The organism is [Flexibacter] sp. ATCC 35208 (assembly GCF_001975825.1).
Lineage (GTDB): Bacteria > Bacteroidota > Bacteroidia > Chitinophagales > Chitinophagaceae > Chitinophaga.
Genome location: NZ_MTKN01000100.1, coordinates 1 through 15,794 on the forward strand (window position 1 = coordinate 1; position 15,794 = coordinate 15,794).

A 15,794-nucleotide genomic window follows, 5' to 3' on the forward strand; every position below is an offset into this window, starting at 1 on the left:
AAGTGTAAACAACTTCATTGTTTAACCTTCACTGTCTCAGTTCCGCAATATTCACATACCACCTTTCCTCCATTTTTTTCTGCATTTACATCCGCTGTCGCTTTTGTCAATATCTGCGAATATGGCATTCTCATAAGCACCTTTAGCCGTTTCCATAGTGGCAGCGTAAACGCTGGTATCGGTTTGCATACCTAATGCGATACGGGTATTTCCTAAATGGTCTTTCTCAAAATAATCCCAGGCATATCTTACAGCTATCCCTGAATCATAAACCGGACGAATCCTACCTTCTTCATGTGATATATATTGTAATGTATCTTTTTTGTAGAGGAACATTCCATCATAATCAGAAACTGTAGTATCAGCAGGTGTAACGGAGATATCAATCACAGTTTTTTCATTTTGACTCCGTTAGCGTTTTATTGATATGTGATTATACCTTTGTTCGTAAAAGTGATCTGCTCCGGCAAATTCAAATAATTGTAGGTAATGGTACTTATCCCTTTATTCAGGTCCTGAGTCAGATTACCATTTCCATCTTGTGCGATGCCAATGTCTATAATTGTCTTTGTCGCTTTCGTAGTAGCTGGCGGAAAGATTTTTTTATCATAGGTATAGTGAATTCAGGATATGCTCCCTTATCATATCTGCACTTTCTCTTCAACCTCTTATCATGTTGAGCCAAAATGCGTTTCAATGCTTCTTTATTGTGTACTTGTTCCAAAACTCTCCATCTCAAAGAGACAGGCGAATGAAATCCTTCCCATAAATTACTTTGATTATCAAAACATTCATTAAAAAGAAAATAAGGCAGTGTCCCTACAGTATAATTATTAAGGCTGTCAGCGAATTCAGTTATTTTTTTTGTCTTTCTTCCACACGGTTTATCCCAACACCTGCACTTACAGTTATGGATGTATCTTTATTTATTTGTGCAATTGAAGACTGAACGTTAAACATTAATGTAAATAATAAAATAATTTTCATAGCTACTTATCCTTTAGTTTTTTACCATTAAAAATTATCGGGATACTTCCATTGTTATATTTAATCGTGGCGGCTCCCAAAGTTGTTGCTGCTCGATTATTCGCATCCGTTTCTCTGTTTGTGGCCTTAGCGGCCGCATCAATATTTGCCCCCATCGCTGTTAATGTAGGTATGCCGATGTTAGTATTAATAAAGTGCCCTTTATCAGTACTATTCATAGTTGAAGCATCAACAGATTTGTTAAAAGCTGCTGTTGCATCTACTATTACTTTATCTGCCAGCCCTGTAAATGGTTTAGATTGCCCATCTATAGTGACGTTAATTGTAACTGGTAAATTTGCCGCATCCATTAGTTGGTCTTTATGTCCTTCCTCATGAGCCTTAACCTCTCTTTCTAATCCGGGATTTTTCGTTTCTATATTCGTAGATGGTGTTGTGCCGATAAATGCACCTGACAAACTAATTGTTATGTCAACAACGATATTTACATTGGTAGTAGTAGCCCCGCTCTCAATACCAATATTTGTATCCGTTGTATTTCCCAAATCGCTTTTCCTTATAGGATTGGCCGTCTTCGAATAATCATAGGTGACATTTGGCTTGATTGTATCACCAAGTGAGTCATTATAAAGAATTGGATTATTCTTCATCGAGGAATATGGACTTTCTGCATAGCCTGGTTTGGGGTCAATTTGCCACCACCTTCCAATTTGTGGGTCAAGGCTTCTAAAATCGGTAGCATACAATTCTAATTCCGAACCATCACAGAACTCCTTATTCTGTAACTCTGGCCCTTTATTCCATTTCATTCTCTGGTTCTCCAAAAGCCAACGCCTTACTACTTATCCCCGCCATCGTTAACCCGTACGCAGTTGTATTAGTTCCTTTTTTTCACCTCGCTTGCGTTTTTGCCTGGCCTTTCCCTAAAAAATCCGGCTTACTTCAAAGAACTTCTTTACATTTCAGCTGTAAAATAAACTGTTTTTCCTATCCCGGTAGCATTATTTTTCTTTTCACTAACTATAGTTTTTTAGCAGCATTCTGTGGCTGAGCTGCATAAAAGATCATCAAAAATCTCCCCGCAAACTCAACGGCTTCCTGCCTTTTTTATCCCATTACACCAGCGTTTTTAATAATAAAAAACGAGCAGCGCCGGAGTAATTACGATCATGCCAGCCCTGCTCTACGAAAGCAGTTAACAGGCTGTATTCTTCATCTGATAAGTAAAATGTAACCTTATGATTAAACAGCTTCTGTTTGCCTTTAGGATGGCCTCCTTTATTCTTTTCAGGCCCTGACGGAGTGACGGACTGGTTTTCCATATCTCTGGGTATTGGTGCAGTACCTCGTAGTCTTTTCTTTGCTTGCCGGAGCGGTTTATCACTAAAATATCATAGTCGCTGATGTACTCGTAGGTGATACCGCACAGATAATGGTGTCTGTGATGGCAAGCAACTGTTGCTGCTTGTGGCCCGGTAAATGGATTAAGGAGGTAAGCATATTATCAGCAATGTTATAGAAAGAAAACTAATTTTTAAGCCCATACACACTCCTCACATCAACTGCACTAAAACCAATACTTACCGTAGAAAGCAACATATAGTACAAATAATAAAAGAGGAAACGCAGACAAAAAAATCTTATAACTCCTCCGCCCTCTAATCTTACTATCATTTATTTTACTTAGCAATAGCTTTATCCCTCCGAACAGGTTAAAAAACAACAATAACAAGGGTAAAGCCGCAAGTATAACTACCCTGTTAAATCCACCGTCATCAAGAGCTTCTTTTAGTAAAAAAATGCTATATGGAATAATAAACATACATCCAACAGATCCAATAATCACTCCTAACCTATACTGATAAACTAAAATAGGAGTAGCAATAACAAATAGCACAAAAGAACCTATCAACGCCAGAATAGGTATATAGTTATCAAAGCCAGCTGACACACCATAATAAAGCATTATAATGAAAAAGACTAATAAAGAAAGTACAATGTAATTAATGTAAAAGCGCATTTTTATTATTTTTTGAGACTGTAAAATTTCCTGTGTTAATGGCCTATGGTAGTGAATTATCTCAATAGGCCCCAAAACCGGGGAAGGCGCTGCTGCCGCGCCATTCCCCCTTCTCCATCCCGGCAGGGTTTCAAACAATGGGGAAGGAGTTTACACAAAATATTTCACACTCCCTATTTTTTTCTTTTGAGGATCTGCGTTTAAAAACTTTTTATTCCATTACCTCGTAGGTAAAACTAACCTCTTCCCGGATAAGGCTACATTAAAGCAGTTGGAAGATATTAATACACTTCCTGAAGAGGACAGAGGATATATCCTCAACCATATTGATATGATGATTCGGGACTTTAAAAATAAAACAGCTTACAATCATTTATGATTACTTATTAATAATACCCATCCAATCGATTGGCAATAATTGTCTAATACCTCCCAAGTGCGAAAATACCTAATATTCTTTATCCAATTTTTGTTCATTAACTTTAATTACAAAATCTCTGAGCCATGATTCCTTTTTCAAACATAAAAACTCAAAAGTCCGAGACAGCCTCTTTTATTCGGGTGGGTGATGGAATCGTATTTCATTTATGCGATTCTCACAGCCTTTGTTTTAATTTTGATACAGCCTCCTTTTAGCTTCTAATTATTTTTTGTTTTTATTATGCCACTCTTTCCATTTATCTAAGTCCTTTTGTGTAAATAAAATTGCTCCAAAATAATTCCCGTCTTTACTGGCTTTTATTGCTGTGGTTTTCTCCATAAACTCAATAGCATTTTTACAAGCTGCGGATGTATCAAAAAAATTCGTCTTTGCTATAGAATCCAAAATTGTATAGTTATGTTTAAAAACCGAATCAAGTTCATCATTCTTTTTCATGCTGTTTTGCTGTCCATTACAAGGTATAATATTTACAAGTAGGAGTGCATAGAATAATATCAAACTTATTTTTTGTCTCATGATTATTATTTCTTTGGGTTTTCAATCTTAGAAGTTACTGAAGTTATATTGTTGTTTTTAATTGTAACAGAGACCGATATATTTTGGCCATTCTGAACATAGGAAGTAATAAACGTTCCTGTTATTCTTCCTGATGCGTCTTGACTTGCACCTGGAGCAACAGTTGTCGCACCTCTTACCGTACCATTAATTTCATTTTCAGCATTGATACCATCCTGATGTGCATAATTATAGCCTTTGCCATCAAGTTGTTTGGATTGTTGTTCTATAAGCTCATGTCCCAATGCTCCTGCAGCAGATTCACCTTTGCTTGTTCCAAACTTACCAACATCATCAACATCAATTTGAGATTGGAAATAACTTCCAACAAGTACATCTCCTTTACTTTCAACTAAGCCTACTGTCACATCACCTTTCTTTAAGTCAGTTATACTTGACAATTGTTTGTAAAAAGCTTTTTGCTCTTTTGTCATTATTCCTTTCTTATCTGTTTTTTCTAAAGTAACTAATCCATCCTTACCCACTTTTGTTTTATAAAATCCGCCCAATCCTGTATTCGATGTATTAACAAACTTATCTTTTGCAGTTTGTTCACCAGTTACGGTAAGGCTGTCGCCATTGATGTCAATAAGTAAAATCGGATTATTTGCTGCAAACTGATAAGGTGATAAGATGTAGTATTTTTCTGCAAATCTATCTTGCGTCCAAAACCTTCCTAATTGTGGGTCTTGCATTCGTCTGCCAAAATCGTAGAGTTCTAATCCACTACCATCAGTAAATTCTTTTGATTGTAATTCTTTGTTGTTGTATTTGTACTTGTTTTCTGGTGAACCATTTAAAGCCTTTGATGATATTCCCGGCCATCGTCAACCCAAACGGATAATAATGCGTCTCCTCCAATAACGGTCCTCTGTTATGGACTACCACCAAATTATCAAAATACACATTCTCCCCACTTTCATTGCTGGTATAAATATAAACAAATCCTGTTTTTTTAATAACGAACTTCTCTACCATCAATGTTTGTAATTCATCTGGATTTCCCTGTACCTGTTTCACACCACTATTGTCATCTATCATGTTGAACAGGTCGTCAAAAAGTACATAGGTGAGATACGCCCTTGGTTTAGTAGCAAGGTTCTCATCCGCATCCTTGCTGATCAACTCTTCGTACTCACTGGATGTATATGCTGACGAAATAGCGGAATTTGTACCCGCAGCCGCATGTGTACCATCAGAGATAGTGGAAGAACTGAATGCCTGTATGAGTGCGGCTAGCATACTGCTTGTGGTAGTACTGGAGGTGCTGGCTGCCGTGCTGTTATAAAATGCTTTAACCCCTGCTTTTACAGGGTATTTAAAGTACCTTTTTATGACTTTTGGTGAACACATTGCGACGCAACGTAAACAGCTTAAAATCTCCCAGGACGAACTGGCTAAAAGAGTGGGAACATCTGCGCCCATTATAGGCCGCTATGAGCGGGGTGAGATCAAGCCTTCTATTGAGATGGCTAAAAAAATTGCAGATGAACTGGGCGTTACCGTGGATTACCTGATTGGTGGCTCTACCAGCATGGTACTAGACAAAAAATTGCTTAAACGCATTGAAGATATTGAAGCTCTCCCGGAAGAAGAAAAAGAAAAAATTTATTATTTCATCGATATGGCTATCACCTATAACAAAACTTAAAAAGCATATTCAAGATNNATCTTGAATATGCTTTTTAAACCGTTCCTTTGATTCTATACATGAGCCAAGCAGGCTTCCTTATAATCCCACTTTTTATTTAAAGCCCCATCTTCCAAATATTTTTTTATAGGAACGTAAGATATAGTAGCCGGAACATCAACTGATATATAACCTTCAAGATGACTTCCTTCCCAATCACACCCTAAAGCAACCAGCTCTTCACCTATTCTTTTAACATCCCCCTTATTGTAGATAATCATTTGTATTGTACTGTGACCTGAAGGCTCTATCAGCTCATCAAAGTACAACTGTCCATCATCTTCTTCTGCACTTACTATATCCCCATATGCAAGGTTACTCGCAAAAAAGGGAACATTAACTATTCTATAATAGTTGCCAACTTTTTCTGCCCATACACTTTCAATTTTAATATTACCATCAAAATCTTTATACACTAATTTGACTTTGACTTCCTCATTATCACTTTGACTATTGCTCATTTTTATTCATTTAATGTTTTTCTACGTTACAACCACCGCAAAGCACTTGCCCATTATCAGGATTCCCCCTCCCGCCTTCTCTCTTTCTCTTAACATGATCAACATGCGCTTCATTCTTCGGAGGCGTAACACCTTTCTTAGACTTTTGAGCATTGGGCGTTTCCACTCCACAATTTTCACATTTCATCGTACCCCCATTCTTAACTTTATTCTGTTCTTTAACAACCTCCCTTCCTGCAGGAGTAAAATCTTTTCCAGAGCGATCTTTTTCATTGAGTTTTGCAGCTCTTTCTTCAAGTGTAATATTTCTAATGGGATTAGTTAGCAGATTTTTCAACCCAAGACCAGCTGTTGTAGTTCCATGTATTGCAACAGGAACAGCAAGAGCTGTACCTGCTCCTGCTGAAAAAAATTCTCCAGCTCCTGCCGCAAGATCTTCAACAACGCCTGTATAAACAGCAGCAGCATCCCCTAATTTTTGCCCTACCTGGTAAGCTATGGCATTCCCCCCGATAAGACCAGTATTATCTACATCTATTCTACCTCCGCCCAATAAATTATTAGACACATAAGCATTCGTGGCGCCCGCTGCAGCTGATACTATTTGCTGTCCAGTTTGCACAACAGCATTCCCCAACCTCTCCAAAAGCCCAGGCCCACCTTCTGCCGGCTCATCTCCTAAAAAGTCATTATACCTGATCGGATTATCATAGTTAGAAGCATACGGCGACCATGCCTCCATATTCTCGATCTTCGGGTCTATCTGATTCCACCTGCCTATCTGTGGATCAAGGTTCCTAAACTGTGCATCATATATATCCAGATCCAGCTCACTTGTATACTCTATCCCGTTATACTTCTTCCGGTTCTCAGGGTAATTCGCCCCCTTCAATGCATTCGAACTTATCCCCGCCATCGTCAGTCCAAACGGATAATAATGCGTCTCCTCCAATAACGGCCCTCTGTTATGGACTACCACCAGATTATCAAAATACACATTCTCCCCACTCTCATTACTCGTATAAATATAAACAAATCCTGTTTTTTTAATAACGAACTTCTCTACCGTCAATGTTTGTAATTCATCAGGATTTCCCTGTACCTGTTTCACACCACTATTATCATCTACCATGTTGAACAGGTCGTCAAAAAGTACATAGGTGAGATACGCCTTTGGTTTAGTAGCAAGGTTCTCATCCGCATCCTTGCTGATCAACTCTTCGTACTCACTGGATGTATATGCTGACGAAATAGCGGAATTTGTACCCGCAGCCGCATGTGTACCATCAGAGATAGTGGAAGAACTGAATGCCTGTATGAGTGCGGCTAGCATACTGCTTGTGGTAGTACTGGAGGTGCTGGCTGCCGTGCTTTTGTAAAATGCTTTGACCCCCAGCTGCAGGGTATCTCCCGCCATGACCCGTAATACAATGGAAGGTCCTATTTTTTCACCACTTTCAGCATTCAGCCTGGCTACATATGCATTTGGATTGGTAGTTTCATCCGTTGGATAGCCAGCAGGAAGCGCCGTGCGGGTATTGTCTATGTTACTGAATAAAGCATTTTCAGTCGCACTGCTGGCAGTCTCCATGGTAGCAGCGTATACGCTGGTGTCTGCATTATCTCCCAATACTACCCTGACATTGCCCAGGTGATCTTTTTCAAAATAATCCCAATGATAAACGAGGGCTTTGCCGGAATCGTATTCCGGACGAATACGGCCTTCTTCGTGAATAATATATCGTAAGGTGTCCCGTTCATAAACTAATCCTTCTATGTAATCAGTCACAGTAGTTTTGACAGGAGACGAGGTACTGTCTACCACGGTTTTTTTCAGTTTCCTGCCATCTGCTGTGTATAAATAATTAATTGTACCCTTGCCGCTGACCAGAATTTTTTCGGGAAGATTCAGCAGGTTATAACTGATAGAAGTGATATGCTTATTCTGATCGGATATTAAATTGCCATTACCGTTGTATGTATAGTCGTTGCCTGTGTTTGTACCATCATTAAAATCACCAAGTTTGGCGGTGCTTGTATTACTGGCATCCGTCACAGTCAATAGCTTATTACTATTGGCCTGGTAGGTATATGTCAGGTTATCCACATTACTGTTGGTAGTACCTATTAACCCCTGTTGTTTCATTGAGCTAATGTTACCATTTGCATCATAAGCGAGGTTGCTTACTGTAAAGTCAGCTTTGTCTGATGTCCATGCTGCTCCTGTATTGTTTTGCTGGTTAAAGACAGCCTTTTTTAGGCGGTTGGCGCCATCATAACCAAACCCGTATGCCCTTGGTATGCCGTTGGACCTGGTTTTCCATTTGATGCCTGCAATGTTGCCATTGTATTGGCTGCTATCAAAGCAATCATCATAACTGATTGCTTCACCGAACCAGTTGTCTGTGCCGGTGGAATTGACAAATGCTTTGTTGATACCCGCTAACCAGCCTTTGATATTATAAGTATAGGTGAGGGTATCTAACTGCCCACTGGCAGTTACGCCTATTTTCTTTTGCTGCAATTGTCCCAGCTCATTATAGGTGTTCTCTGCGATCTTTTCCTCGAGGTTGGTGCTGTCATTCAGCCGCTTGACGAGTGAAATCAGGTGACCAGCTGCATCATAACCCATTTTGGTCAGTAAGGTTGTCTGAGGCGTAACAGTGCTGGAAGGATTGGTATGCGTAAGGTAGGTGCTTAATACCTTGCCATTGTAGTCATATAGAAAGCTGGTCACATCTTTTCCACCTGTATGGTTATCTGCAATTGTCTGGATAGTCAGGGCATCATCGTCGAAGTAGTTCGTGGTGGTGAGCCATTGGTCTGTGCCTAATATGCGAACCTTTGTTCCTGTGGTGAGAGTGGCGACACGCGTACTGGAAGAAGTATTGGCCTGGCTATAAGGATTGTCGCCTGCTTCCGGTTTTGAAAGGGCTGTGTTCACAAGGCTATGTACACCAGTATAGTTATAATTATCATAGTAAGTGTAAGACAATGGTGAAAGTGCAGATGAAGAGATAACCGGAACGGGATTGGATGATGCAACACTTGTAATGCCATCATCATTGACGATGGAGGCTTCAACTTCAGCATTATCAGGAGTAGTGAATTCTGGATCAAAGGTAATGGAGTTGGTCGCCTGGTATGCACTGTCTGCACTGTTATAAGTAGTCACTACCAGGTCAGCAGTCAATGAAGATAGATTGATGACGGATCGGCTATAACATCCGGGTGATGACAGCAGCCATTTTGCAGCGGCCTGAAGTAGAAATAACGTTGAAAAAAGAGACGATCAGGGGGATAAGTATGCCTGAACACAGGCGGTTGTTTAATTTATTAAACATTGTTGTCCGGGTAAACCGGAGTTAAATTTTTTGTATTCTATTATAGGCAAAGATTCCACAGGATTTTTGCCTATTATTTTTTCGGGGTAGTTCCCCCCCTTATGCAGAGCTTAAATCTGCGTTATAAACTTTTCGCTAGGCCTGATAAGTATCTTTGATAAAATTCAACAATCCTACATAACTCATCAGATGAAGTCGTATAACTGTGATCATATTAGCAAATGATTTACGGGTAGCTGATTTTTTCCTTATCACCACCATCAGTAACTGAGCTATCAGGACACAGTAGATTTGCATTTTGATAGCATTCTGGCTTTCTCCCCAGAAGTACCGCAATGGAAAGTTCTGTTTGATCTGCTTAAATAATAACTCTATCATCCAACGATATTTATAAATCAGAGCAACCTCTTTGGCCTTAATCTTAAAGTTATTTGTGATAAATTCATAAACTTTACCATCATCGGCCTTAAAGACGATTCGGCGTAACCGTAATCTCATGGCCGCTTTTTCCTGCTTGTATCCAATCGTGATATATTGTTCTTTGAGAATGCCTTTCGCATTCTTCTTTCGCGTATTATCATTAATCACCTTAGTTACATGGAATATTGCGTTCTCCTTCATCCTGGTAACGAACCATACGTTTGCTTTACTCCATTTGGCAAACAAATTGTAATCATTGTAAGCCTTATCAAACACTATAAAACTTTCTGCTGTAAGTTTTAACTGTAACAGAAACCTTCTATCATGAACCTTTGCTGCAGTCATCCGTACAAATTCAGTGACGCCACTAAAAGCATCCATCATTGCATGTACTTTTATTCCCCCTTTCCTGCGGGCTCCATCTAATCTCGGACGACCTACACCTCTGAGAATATCTCCGAAAAGACTGATGGTGGTGCTATCAATGATTTTTAGGTTGCTGATACTTAAGCCTTTTAATCGGCTGTCCGAGATAACTCCCTGGTATTTGCTCAACAGACCGAAGTAAATAGTTTCAAATACCCGATAGCTTCTGTTTGTATTCGCATCAGACAGTGTACTCCTCGAAGGTGCTCTATCCAATCCCAGATGTGCCAGCTTACCTTCACAACCTAACATACCTTCACAGATCTCACGTAACCCGTTGCAATAGCTGAATACACCATATAAAAGACTGGTAAGGTGCACTCGCAAAGGCAATTTCTTATAATAACGGTTGCTGTTATGTTTTAGAACTGCACTTGTGATAATCGACGCTGGAATCACATGCAATATTTGTGATAAAAGCGGCTGTCCGGGAAATTTTCTATCTTTGTCCAAGTTTATTATTTGAGTGTCGCAACCCAAACATATAAACTATTGGGGGCTTAATCGCTCCCATTTTTGTTTTAGCTTCTTATTTTACCCGGACAACAATGTTTAAAAATCAAAGCCCACGATTTAGTGCTGCTATGGTACTGGCATTAAGTCAATTTTGTACGCTTATGTTGATACTAATAATCCTGCAAAGAACATTAATATGGGATGCAGCTAAATATATTCCAAGCAAATTTGTAGTCCTTCCGATTGTTTTTGTTTGGGTATTAACCATCTATAAATACTTTTCTGAAGAAAGGATTAATCTTCTTTTGAAAAGCTTTGATGAATTACCTAAAGGGACACGCCAATTTTGGGCTGTCATGAGCCTGGTGTTCTTTGTATTACCTATGATTTTAATTGCTATTGTTGGTTGGGGACCTCGTCCTCAGTTTTAATTTGTGCTTATTCAACAGTTAAAATAATGAAATAGCTACTCTTCTTCATAAGAATTCCTTTTTTATAATGCTGAGTGTTTCCGCTCAGCATTATAACGATATCGTTCGTTTAAAAGGTTATTACATCATTGAAAAATAAGGTACCAAAATGGTATTGGACAAAAAACTGCTCAAACGCATGGAGGACATTGACGCCTTGCCAGAGGAGGAGAAGGGAAAAATCTACTACTTTATTGACATGGCCATTACTTACAACAAAACTAAAAAAGCATACGCCTCCAGATAAACAAGAAGCTACAGGCATTGCCTGCAGCTTCCCAGTAATATAACGCTCATCCTATTCTTTCTAATTGTCTTTTCTTATCTTTCCCCATAGATTCCCTGCTGTTTCTATCTCCAGGAAAAATCTATCATTTTCTTCATAAAAATCCAGGATTAATTTGTTTGATAAATCCTCTGATAAAATACTTATTATACCCGTATGTTCTGCATTAAAAGCAAAATTGGGATTTAACCTTATTAAGCTATCCAATACAGCAACACCACATTCTTTGGAATAATCTGTAACCACATAAACTTTATTAGGTTGGAGCCGAGAACAATTATCTATGTAAAATCTAAGTATATCCTCTTTGTCATCAAATGGTATTATCTGTTTTGAGATAATATCATTATTGGTTTTGTCCACACTTTGTTCAATAATGGAGTCGGTTTCTTCTAAACTTAATATTGTTATCTCATTGCCATTTACATTAAAAGTAGCTTCCAACTCTTTTAAGTACACTGTTAAATGTTGTCGGCCTCTTTGCTTTCTGAATAAAATATCTCGCTTATCACTTATACTCATTATGCTCTTATTTAATCATTATAGTTGACTTTCGATTTGTCATTCTTCAATTTCGGCCTATTATAGTTATTCGTTCTCACATTACCTGCGTCATCAGTTTTTACTGACCCTGCTTCCCAATGTGCTTGTCCCGGATGGCTTTTATCCTGTGTCTGCTGCTGAACCGATTTTTGCTCTTTTTTACCACCTGGTCCCGTTGTTTCATACGTATATTCGCGACCAGATTTATTCTTGGATTGAGAACTTGGTTGTTGACTAGTTGGTATTCCCGCATCCCTCATAGCTTCCCGACGTGCAGCCCTGGAAGTTTCTTTTGTTTTATCGCTACTTGTCTTGTCAGAAGCCGGAGCATTATTCGATGTCTTATTCCCGCTTGGTTTATTTTCCGTCTTACTGCTCAACACCTCACTTGGGGACAATGTAATCTGTGGCGCAAATGTAAGGTTAGCAGATCCTACGTTAGCTCCATTGAATGCCCCTTCCCAATTAACCTCTTTTAATTTATCCACCGCTTGTATTATCACAACAGTCACACCGGTAGCAGCACCTAAAGCAGCTATGCCATCAACAATTGCGGGAAGAAACGGAATTGCAGCACAGAAAGGACATTTCCCATCAGGATCACTATAGCGTACCGGATTATTGAAGGAAAAATGATAGGGGCTTAGTATCTCCTGGCCACCATCTTCAATCAAAGGATCTATCTGTACAAACCGTCCTATCTGTTGATCATAGGTTCTGGCATTAAAATCATACAGCTCTAACCCACTACCATCACTGAACTCCTTAGACTGTAACTCGTTGCCGTTGTACTTTTTCTTGTTCTCTGCATAGTTGACCCCTTTGAGTGTATTGGAAGATATTCCAGCCATTGTCAACCCAAACGGATAATAATGCGTCTCCTCCAATAACGGCCCTCTGTTATGGACTACCACCAAATTATCAAAATACACATTCTCCCCACTCTCATTACTCGTATAAATATAAACAAATCCTGTTTTTTTAATAACGAACTTCTCTACCGTCAATGTTTGTAATTCATCAGGATTTCCCTGTACCTGTTTCACACCACTATTATCATCTACCATGTTGAACAGGTCGTCAAAAAGTACATAGGTGAGATACGCCTTTGGTTTAGTAGCAAGGTTCTCATCTGCATCCTTGCTGATCAACTCTTCGTACTCACTGGATGTATATGCTGACGAAATAGCGGAATTTGTACCCGCAGCCGCATGTGTACCATCAGAGATAGTGGAAGAACTGAATGCCTGTATGAGTGCAGCTAGCATACTGCTTGTGGTAGTAGTGGAGGTGCTGGCTGCTGTGCTTTTGTAAAATGCTTTGACCCCCAGCTGCAGGGTATCCCCCGCCATGACCCGTAATACAATGGAAGGTCCTATTTTTTCACCACTTTCTGCATTCAGCCTGGCTACATATGCATTTGGATTGGTAGTTTCATCCGTTGGATAGCCAGCAGGAAGCGCCGTGCGGGTATTGTCTATGTTACTGAATAAAGCGTTTTCAGTCGCACTGCTGGCGGTCTCCATGGTAGCGGCGTATACGCTGGTGTCTGCATTATCTCCCAATACTACCCGGACATTGCCCAGGTGATCTTTTTCAAAATAATCCCAATGATAAACGAGGGCTTTGCCGGAATCGTATTCCGGACGAATACGGCCTTCTTCGTGAATGATATATCGTAAGGTGTCCCGTTCATACACTAATCCTTCTATGTAATCAGTCACAGTAGTTTTGACAGGAGACGAGGTACTGTCCACCACGGTTTTTTTCAGTTTCCTGCCATCTGCTGTATATAAATAATTAATTGTACCCTTGCCGCTGACCAGAATTTTTTCAGGAAGATTCAGCAGGTTATAACTGATAGAAGTGATTTGCTTATTCTGATCGGATATTAAATTGCCATTACCGTTGTATGTATAGTCGTTGCCTGTGTTTGTACCGTCATTAAAATCACCTAGTTTGGCGGTGCTTGTATTACTGGCATCTGTCACAGTCAATAGCTTATTACTATTGGCCTGGTAGGTATATGTCAGGTTATCCACATTACTGTTGGTAGTACCTATTAACCCCTGTTGTTTCATTGAGCTAATGTTACCATTTGCATCATAAGCGAGGTTGCTTACTGTAAAGTAAGCTTTGTCTGATGTCCATGCTGCTCCTGTATTGTTTTGCTGGTTAAAGATAGCCTTTTTTAGGCGGTTGGTGCCATCATAACCAAACCCGTATGCCCTTGGTATGCCGTTGGACCTGGTTTTCCATTTGATGCCTGCAATGTTGCCATTGTATTGGCTGCTATCAAAGCCATCATCATAACTGATTTCTTCACCGAACCAGTTGTCTGTGCCGGTGGAATTGACGAATGCTTTGTTGATACCCGCTAACCAGCCTTTTATATTATAAGTATAGGTGAGGGTATCTAACTGCCCACTGGCAGCTACGCCTATTTTCTTTTGCTGCAATTGTCCCAGCTCATTATAGGTGTTCTCTGCGATCTTTTCCTCGAGGTTGGTACTGTCATTCAGCCGCTTGACGAGTGAAATCAGGTGACCAGCTGCATCATAACCCATTTTGGTCAGTAAGGTTGTCTGAGGCGTAACAGTGCTGGAAGGGTTGGTATGCGTAAGGTAGGTGCTTAACACCTTGCCATTGTAGTCATATAGAAGGCTGGTCACATCTTTTCCACCTGTATGGTTATCTGCAATTGTCTGGATAGTCAGGGCATCATCGTCGAAGTAGTTCGTGGTGGTGAGCCATTGGTCTGTGCCTAATATGCGAACCTTTGTTCCTGTGGTGAGAGTGGCGACACGCGTACTGGAAGAAGTATTGGCCTGGCTATAAGGATTGTCACCTGCTTCCGGTTTTGAAAGACCTGTGTTCACAAGGCTATGTACACCAGTATAGTTATAATTATCATAGTATGTGTAAGACAATGGTGAAAGTGCAGATGAAGAGATAACCGGAACGGGATTGGATGATGCAACACTGGTAATGCCATCATCATTGACGATAGAGGCTTCAACTTCAGCATTATCAGGAGTAGTGAATTCTGGATCAAAGGTAATGGAGTTGGTCGCCTGGTATGCACTGTCTGCACTGTTATAAGTAGTCACTACCAGGTCAGCAGTAAATGAAGATAGATTGATGACGGAAGTGTCATCTAAATTGGTGGTGATACTACATTGTAAATTTTCTCTGGTCAAAGCCGTTGTATAGATGGCTGTTTCGTAAGGGCGGTTCAGACCGTCATAAAATGTTGTGATCCATTCAGGAGTAGATTTTTGCCTTTGTATGGAATCTTGCGTGAAGACGACTCTGTTTCTGCTATCATAAGCCATTAAAACGGCTCCTGCTCCAGGGATTTTTTTCGAAATCATGCGGCCACGTGCATCATATTGATACTGGAAGCAAAGTTCATCGGCGACGGTTGAAGTGATCTTCCAGTCAGACATGATATTTTGTACTGCCAGTGGCGGTATTACAAAACGAAGACTACCCAGATCGTCATACACATAGTAGGTGCATAACCATCCATCATGGGCTTTACCAGGACTATCGGCCAATTTTACTTTTTTTTGAATGAGTTGGCCGTCTTTTTCCTTGTATTCTATTACCCTGGGCCCTGCTTCATCAATTTAAATGTTTTTTTTTAGCTTCCCCGTACTGTAAATGTCGGCAGTATCAGGAAGAGGAACGG

Annotated in this window: 15 protein-coding genes; 3 read left to right on the top strand and 12 right to left on the bottom strand. The window is 39.9% G+C overall.

Annotation, left to right across the window (positions count from 1 at the left end; translation table 11 throughout):
- Nucleotides 1-51: 51 nt before the first annotated feature.
- From BW716_RS32620 to BW716_RS32650, 7 genes are all read right to left on the bottom strand, one after another.
- Nucleotides 52-390, bottom strand: a complete 339-nt coding sequence (locus BW716_RS32620; protein ID WP_083730249.1) for a hypothetical protein — start codon at nt 388-390, stop codon at nt 52-54.
- Nucleotides 391-989: 599 nt separating this feature from the next.
- A complete protein-coding gene (locus BW716_RS32625; RefSeq protein WP_083730250.1) occupies nt 990-1,796 on the bottom strand; it encodes a hypothetical protein in 807 nt (268 codons plus the stop codon).
- A gap of 306 nt (nt 1,797-2,102) precedes the next feature.
- The gene (locus tag BW716_RS32630; RefSeq protein ID WP_083730251.1) at nt 2,103-2,309 is read right to left on the bottom strand and encodes a hypothetical protein; all 207 of its coding nucleotides are present in this window, start codon (nt 2,307-2,309) and stop codon (nt 2,103-2,105) included.
- A 245-nt stretch (nt 2,310-2,554) separates the two neighbouring features.
- Complete coding sequence (locus tag BW716_RS32635) at nt 2,555-3,145, bottom strand: hypothetical protein (RefSeq protein ID WP_083730252.1); 591 nt, start codon at nt 3,143-3,145, stop codon at nt 2,555-2,557.
- Between the two features lie 505 nt (nt 3,146-3,650).
- Complete coding sequence (locus BW716_RS32640; protein ID WP_143709163.1) at nt 3,651-3,965, bottom strand: hypothetical protein; 315 nt, start codon at nt 3,963-3,965, stop codon at nt 3,651-3,653.
- 5 nt (nt 3,966-3,970) lie between these two features.
- Nucleotides 3,971-4,819 (bottom strand): RHS repeat-associated core domain-containing protein, encoded by an 849-nt coding sequence (locus BW716_RS32645; RefSeq protein WP_083730254.1) that lies wholly within the window; start codon nt 4,817-4,819, stop codon nt 3,971-3,973.
- The gene (locus tag BW716_RS32650; RefSeq protein ID WP_143709164.1) at nt 4,737-5,246 is read right to left on the bottom strand and encodes a hypothetical protein; all 510 of its coding nucleotides are present in this window, start codon (nt 5,244-5,246) and stop codon (nt 4,737-4,739) included. Before BW716_RS32650 ends, BW716_RS32645 begins: the two co-directional genes overlap by 83 nt.
- Nucleotides 5,247-5,337: 91 nt before the next feature.
- Here BW716_RS32650 and BW716_RS32655 point away from each other — a divergent pair, with 91 nt between their 5' ends.
- Nucleotides 5,338-5,655, top strand: a complete 318-nt coding sequence (locus BW716_RS32655; RefSeq protein ID WP_083730256.1) for a helix-turn-helix domain-containing protein — start codon at nt 5,338-5,340, stop codon at nt 5,653-5,655.
- A 53-nt stretch (nt 5,656-5,708) separates the two neighbouring features.
- Here BW716_RS32655 and BW716_RS32660 read toward each other — a convergent pair whose 3' ends face one another.
- From BW716_RS32660 to BW716_RS32670, 3 genes are all read right to left on the bottom strand, one after another.
- The gene (locus BW716_RS32660) at nt 5,709-6,155 is read right to left on the bottom strand and encodes a DUF4265 domain-containing protein (protein WP_083730257.1); all 447 of its coding nucleotides are present in this window, start codon (nt 6,153-6,155) and stop codon (nt 5,709-5,711) included.
- A 10-nt stretch (nt 6,156-6,165) separates the two neighbouring features.
- Nucleotides 6,166-9,348: an RHS repeat-associated core domain-containing protein gene (locus tag BW716_RS32665; RefSeq protein WP_083730258.1), complete on the bottom strand. Its 3,183-nt coding sequence runs from the start codon at nt 9,346-9,348 to the stop codon at nt 6,166-6,168.
- A 286-nt stretch (nt 9,349-9,634) separates the two neighbouring features.
- Nucleotides 9,635-10,798 (bottom strand): IS4 family transposase, encoded by a 1,164-nt coding sequence (locus BW716_RS32670; RefSeq protein ID WP_179091372.1) that lies wholly within the window; start codon nt 10,796-10,798, stop codon nt 9,635-9,637.
- A gap of 95 nt (nt 10,799-10,893) precedes the next feature.
- Between BW716_RS32670 and BW716_RS32675 the strand changes: the two genes are divergently transcribed.
- Complete coding sequence (locus tag BW716_RS32675; RefSeq protein ID WP_083730260.1) at nt 10,894-11,232, top strand: hypothetical protein; 339 nt, start codon at nt 10,894-10,896, stop codon at nt 11,230-11,232.
- 148 nt (nt 11,233-11,380) lie between these two features.
- Nucleotides 11,381-11,518: a hypothetical protein gene (locus BW716_RS37230; protein WP_179091373.1), complete on the top strand. Its 138-nt coding sequence runs from the start codon at nt 11,381-11,383 to the stop codon at nt 11,516-11,518.
- Nucleotides 11,519-11,578: 60 nt separating this feature from the next.
- On the opposite strand, the gene BW716_RS32680 is transcribed toward BW716_RS37230, so the two are convergent.
- Nucleotides 11,579-12,079, bottom strand: a complete 501-nt coding sequence (locus BW716_RS32680) for a hypothetical protein (protein ID WP_143709166.1) — start codon at nt 12,077-12,079, stop codon at nt 11,579-11,581.
- 11 nt (nt 12,080-12,090) lie between these two features.
- Nucleotides 12,091-15,660, bottom strand: coding sequence for an RHS repeat-associated core domain-containing protein (locus BW716_RS32685; RefSeq protein WP_143709167.1), 3,570 nt, complete (start codon nt 15,658-15,660; stop codon nt 12,091-12,093).
- Nucleotides 15,661-15,794: the final 134 nt, after the last annotated feature.

Bases quoted from the DNA above. Each gene is read 5' to 3' on its own strand.
- BW716_RS32625 (WP_083730250.1), bottom strand. From the start codon at position 1,796: ATGAAATGGAATAAAGGGCCAGAGTTACAGAATAAGGAGTTCTGTGAT.
- BW716_RS32630 (WP_083730251.1), bottom strand. From the start codon at position 2,309: ATGGAAAACCAGTCCGTCACTCCGTCAGGGCCTGAAAAGAATAAAGGA.
- BW716_RS32640 (WP_143709163.1), bottom strand. From the start codon at position 3,965: ATGAGACAAAAAATAAGTTTGATATTATTCTATGCACTCCTACTTGTA.
- BW716_RS32650 (WP_143709164.1), bottom strand. From the start codon at position 5,246: ATGCTAGCCGCACTCATACAGGCATTCAGTTCTTCCACTATCTCTGAT.
- BW716_RS32655 (WP_083730256.1), top strand. From the start codon at position 5,338: ATGACTTTTGGTGAACACATTGCGACGCAACGTAAACAGCTTAAAATC.
- BW716_RS32660 (WP_083730257.1), bottom strand. From the start codon at position 6,155: ATGAGCAATAGTCAAAGTGATAATGAGGAAGTCAAAGTCAAATTAGTG.
- BW716_RS32675 (WP_083730260.1), top strand. From the start codon at position 10,894: ATGTTTAAAAATCAAAGCCCACGATTTAGTGCTGCTATGGTACTGGCA.
- BW716_RS37230 (WP_179091373.1), top strand. From the start codon at position 11,381: ATGGTATTGGACAAAAAACTGCTCAAACGCATGGAGGACATTGACGCC.
- BW716_RS32680 (WP_143709166.1), bottom strand. From the start codon at position 12,079: ATGAGTATAAGTGATAAGCGAGATATTTTATTCAGAAAGCAAAGAGGC.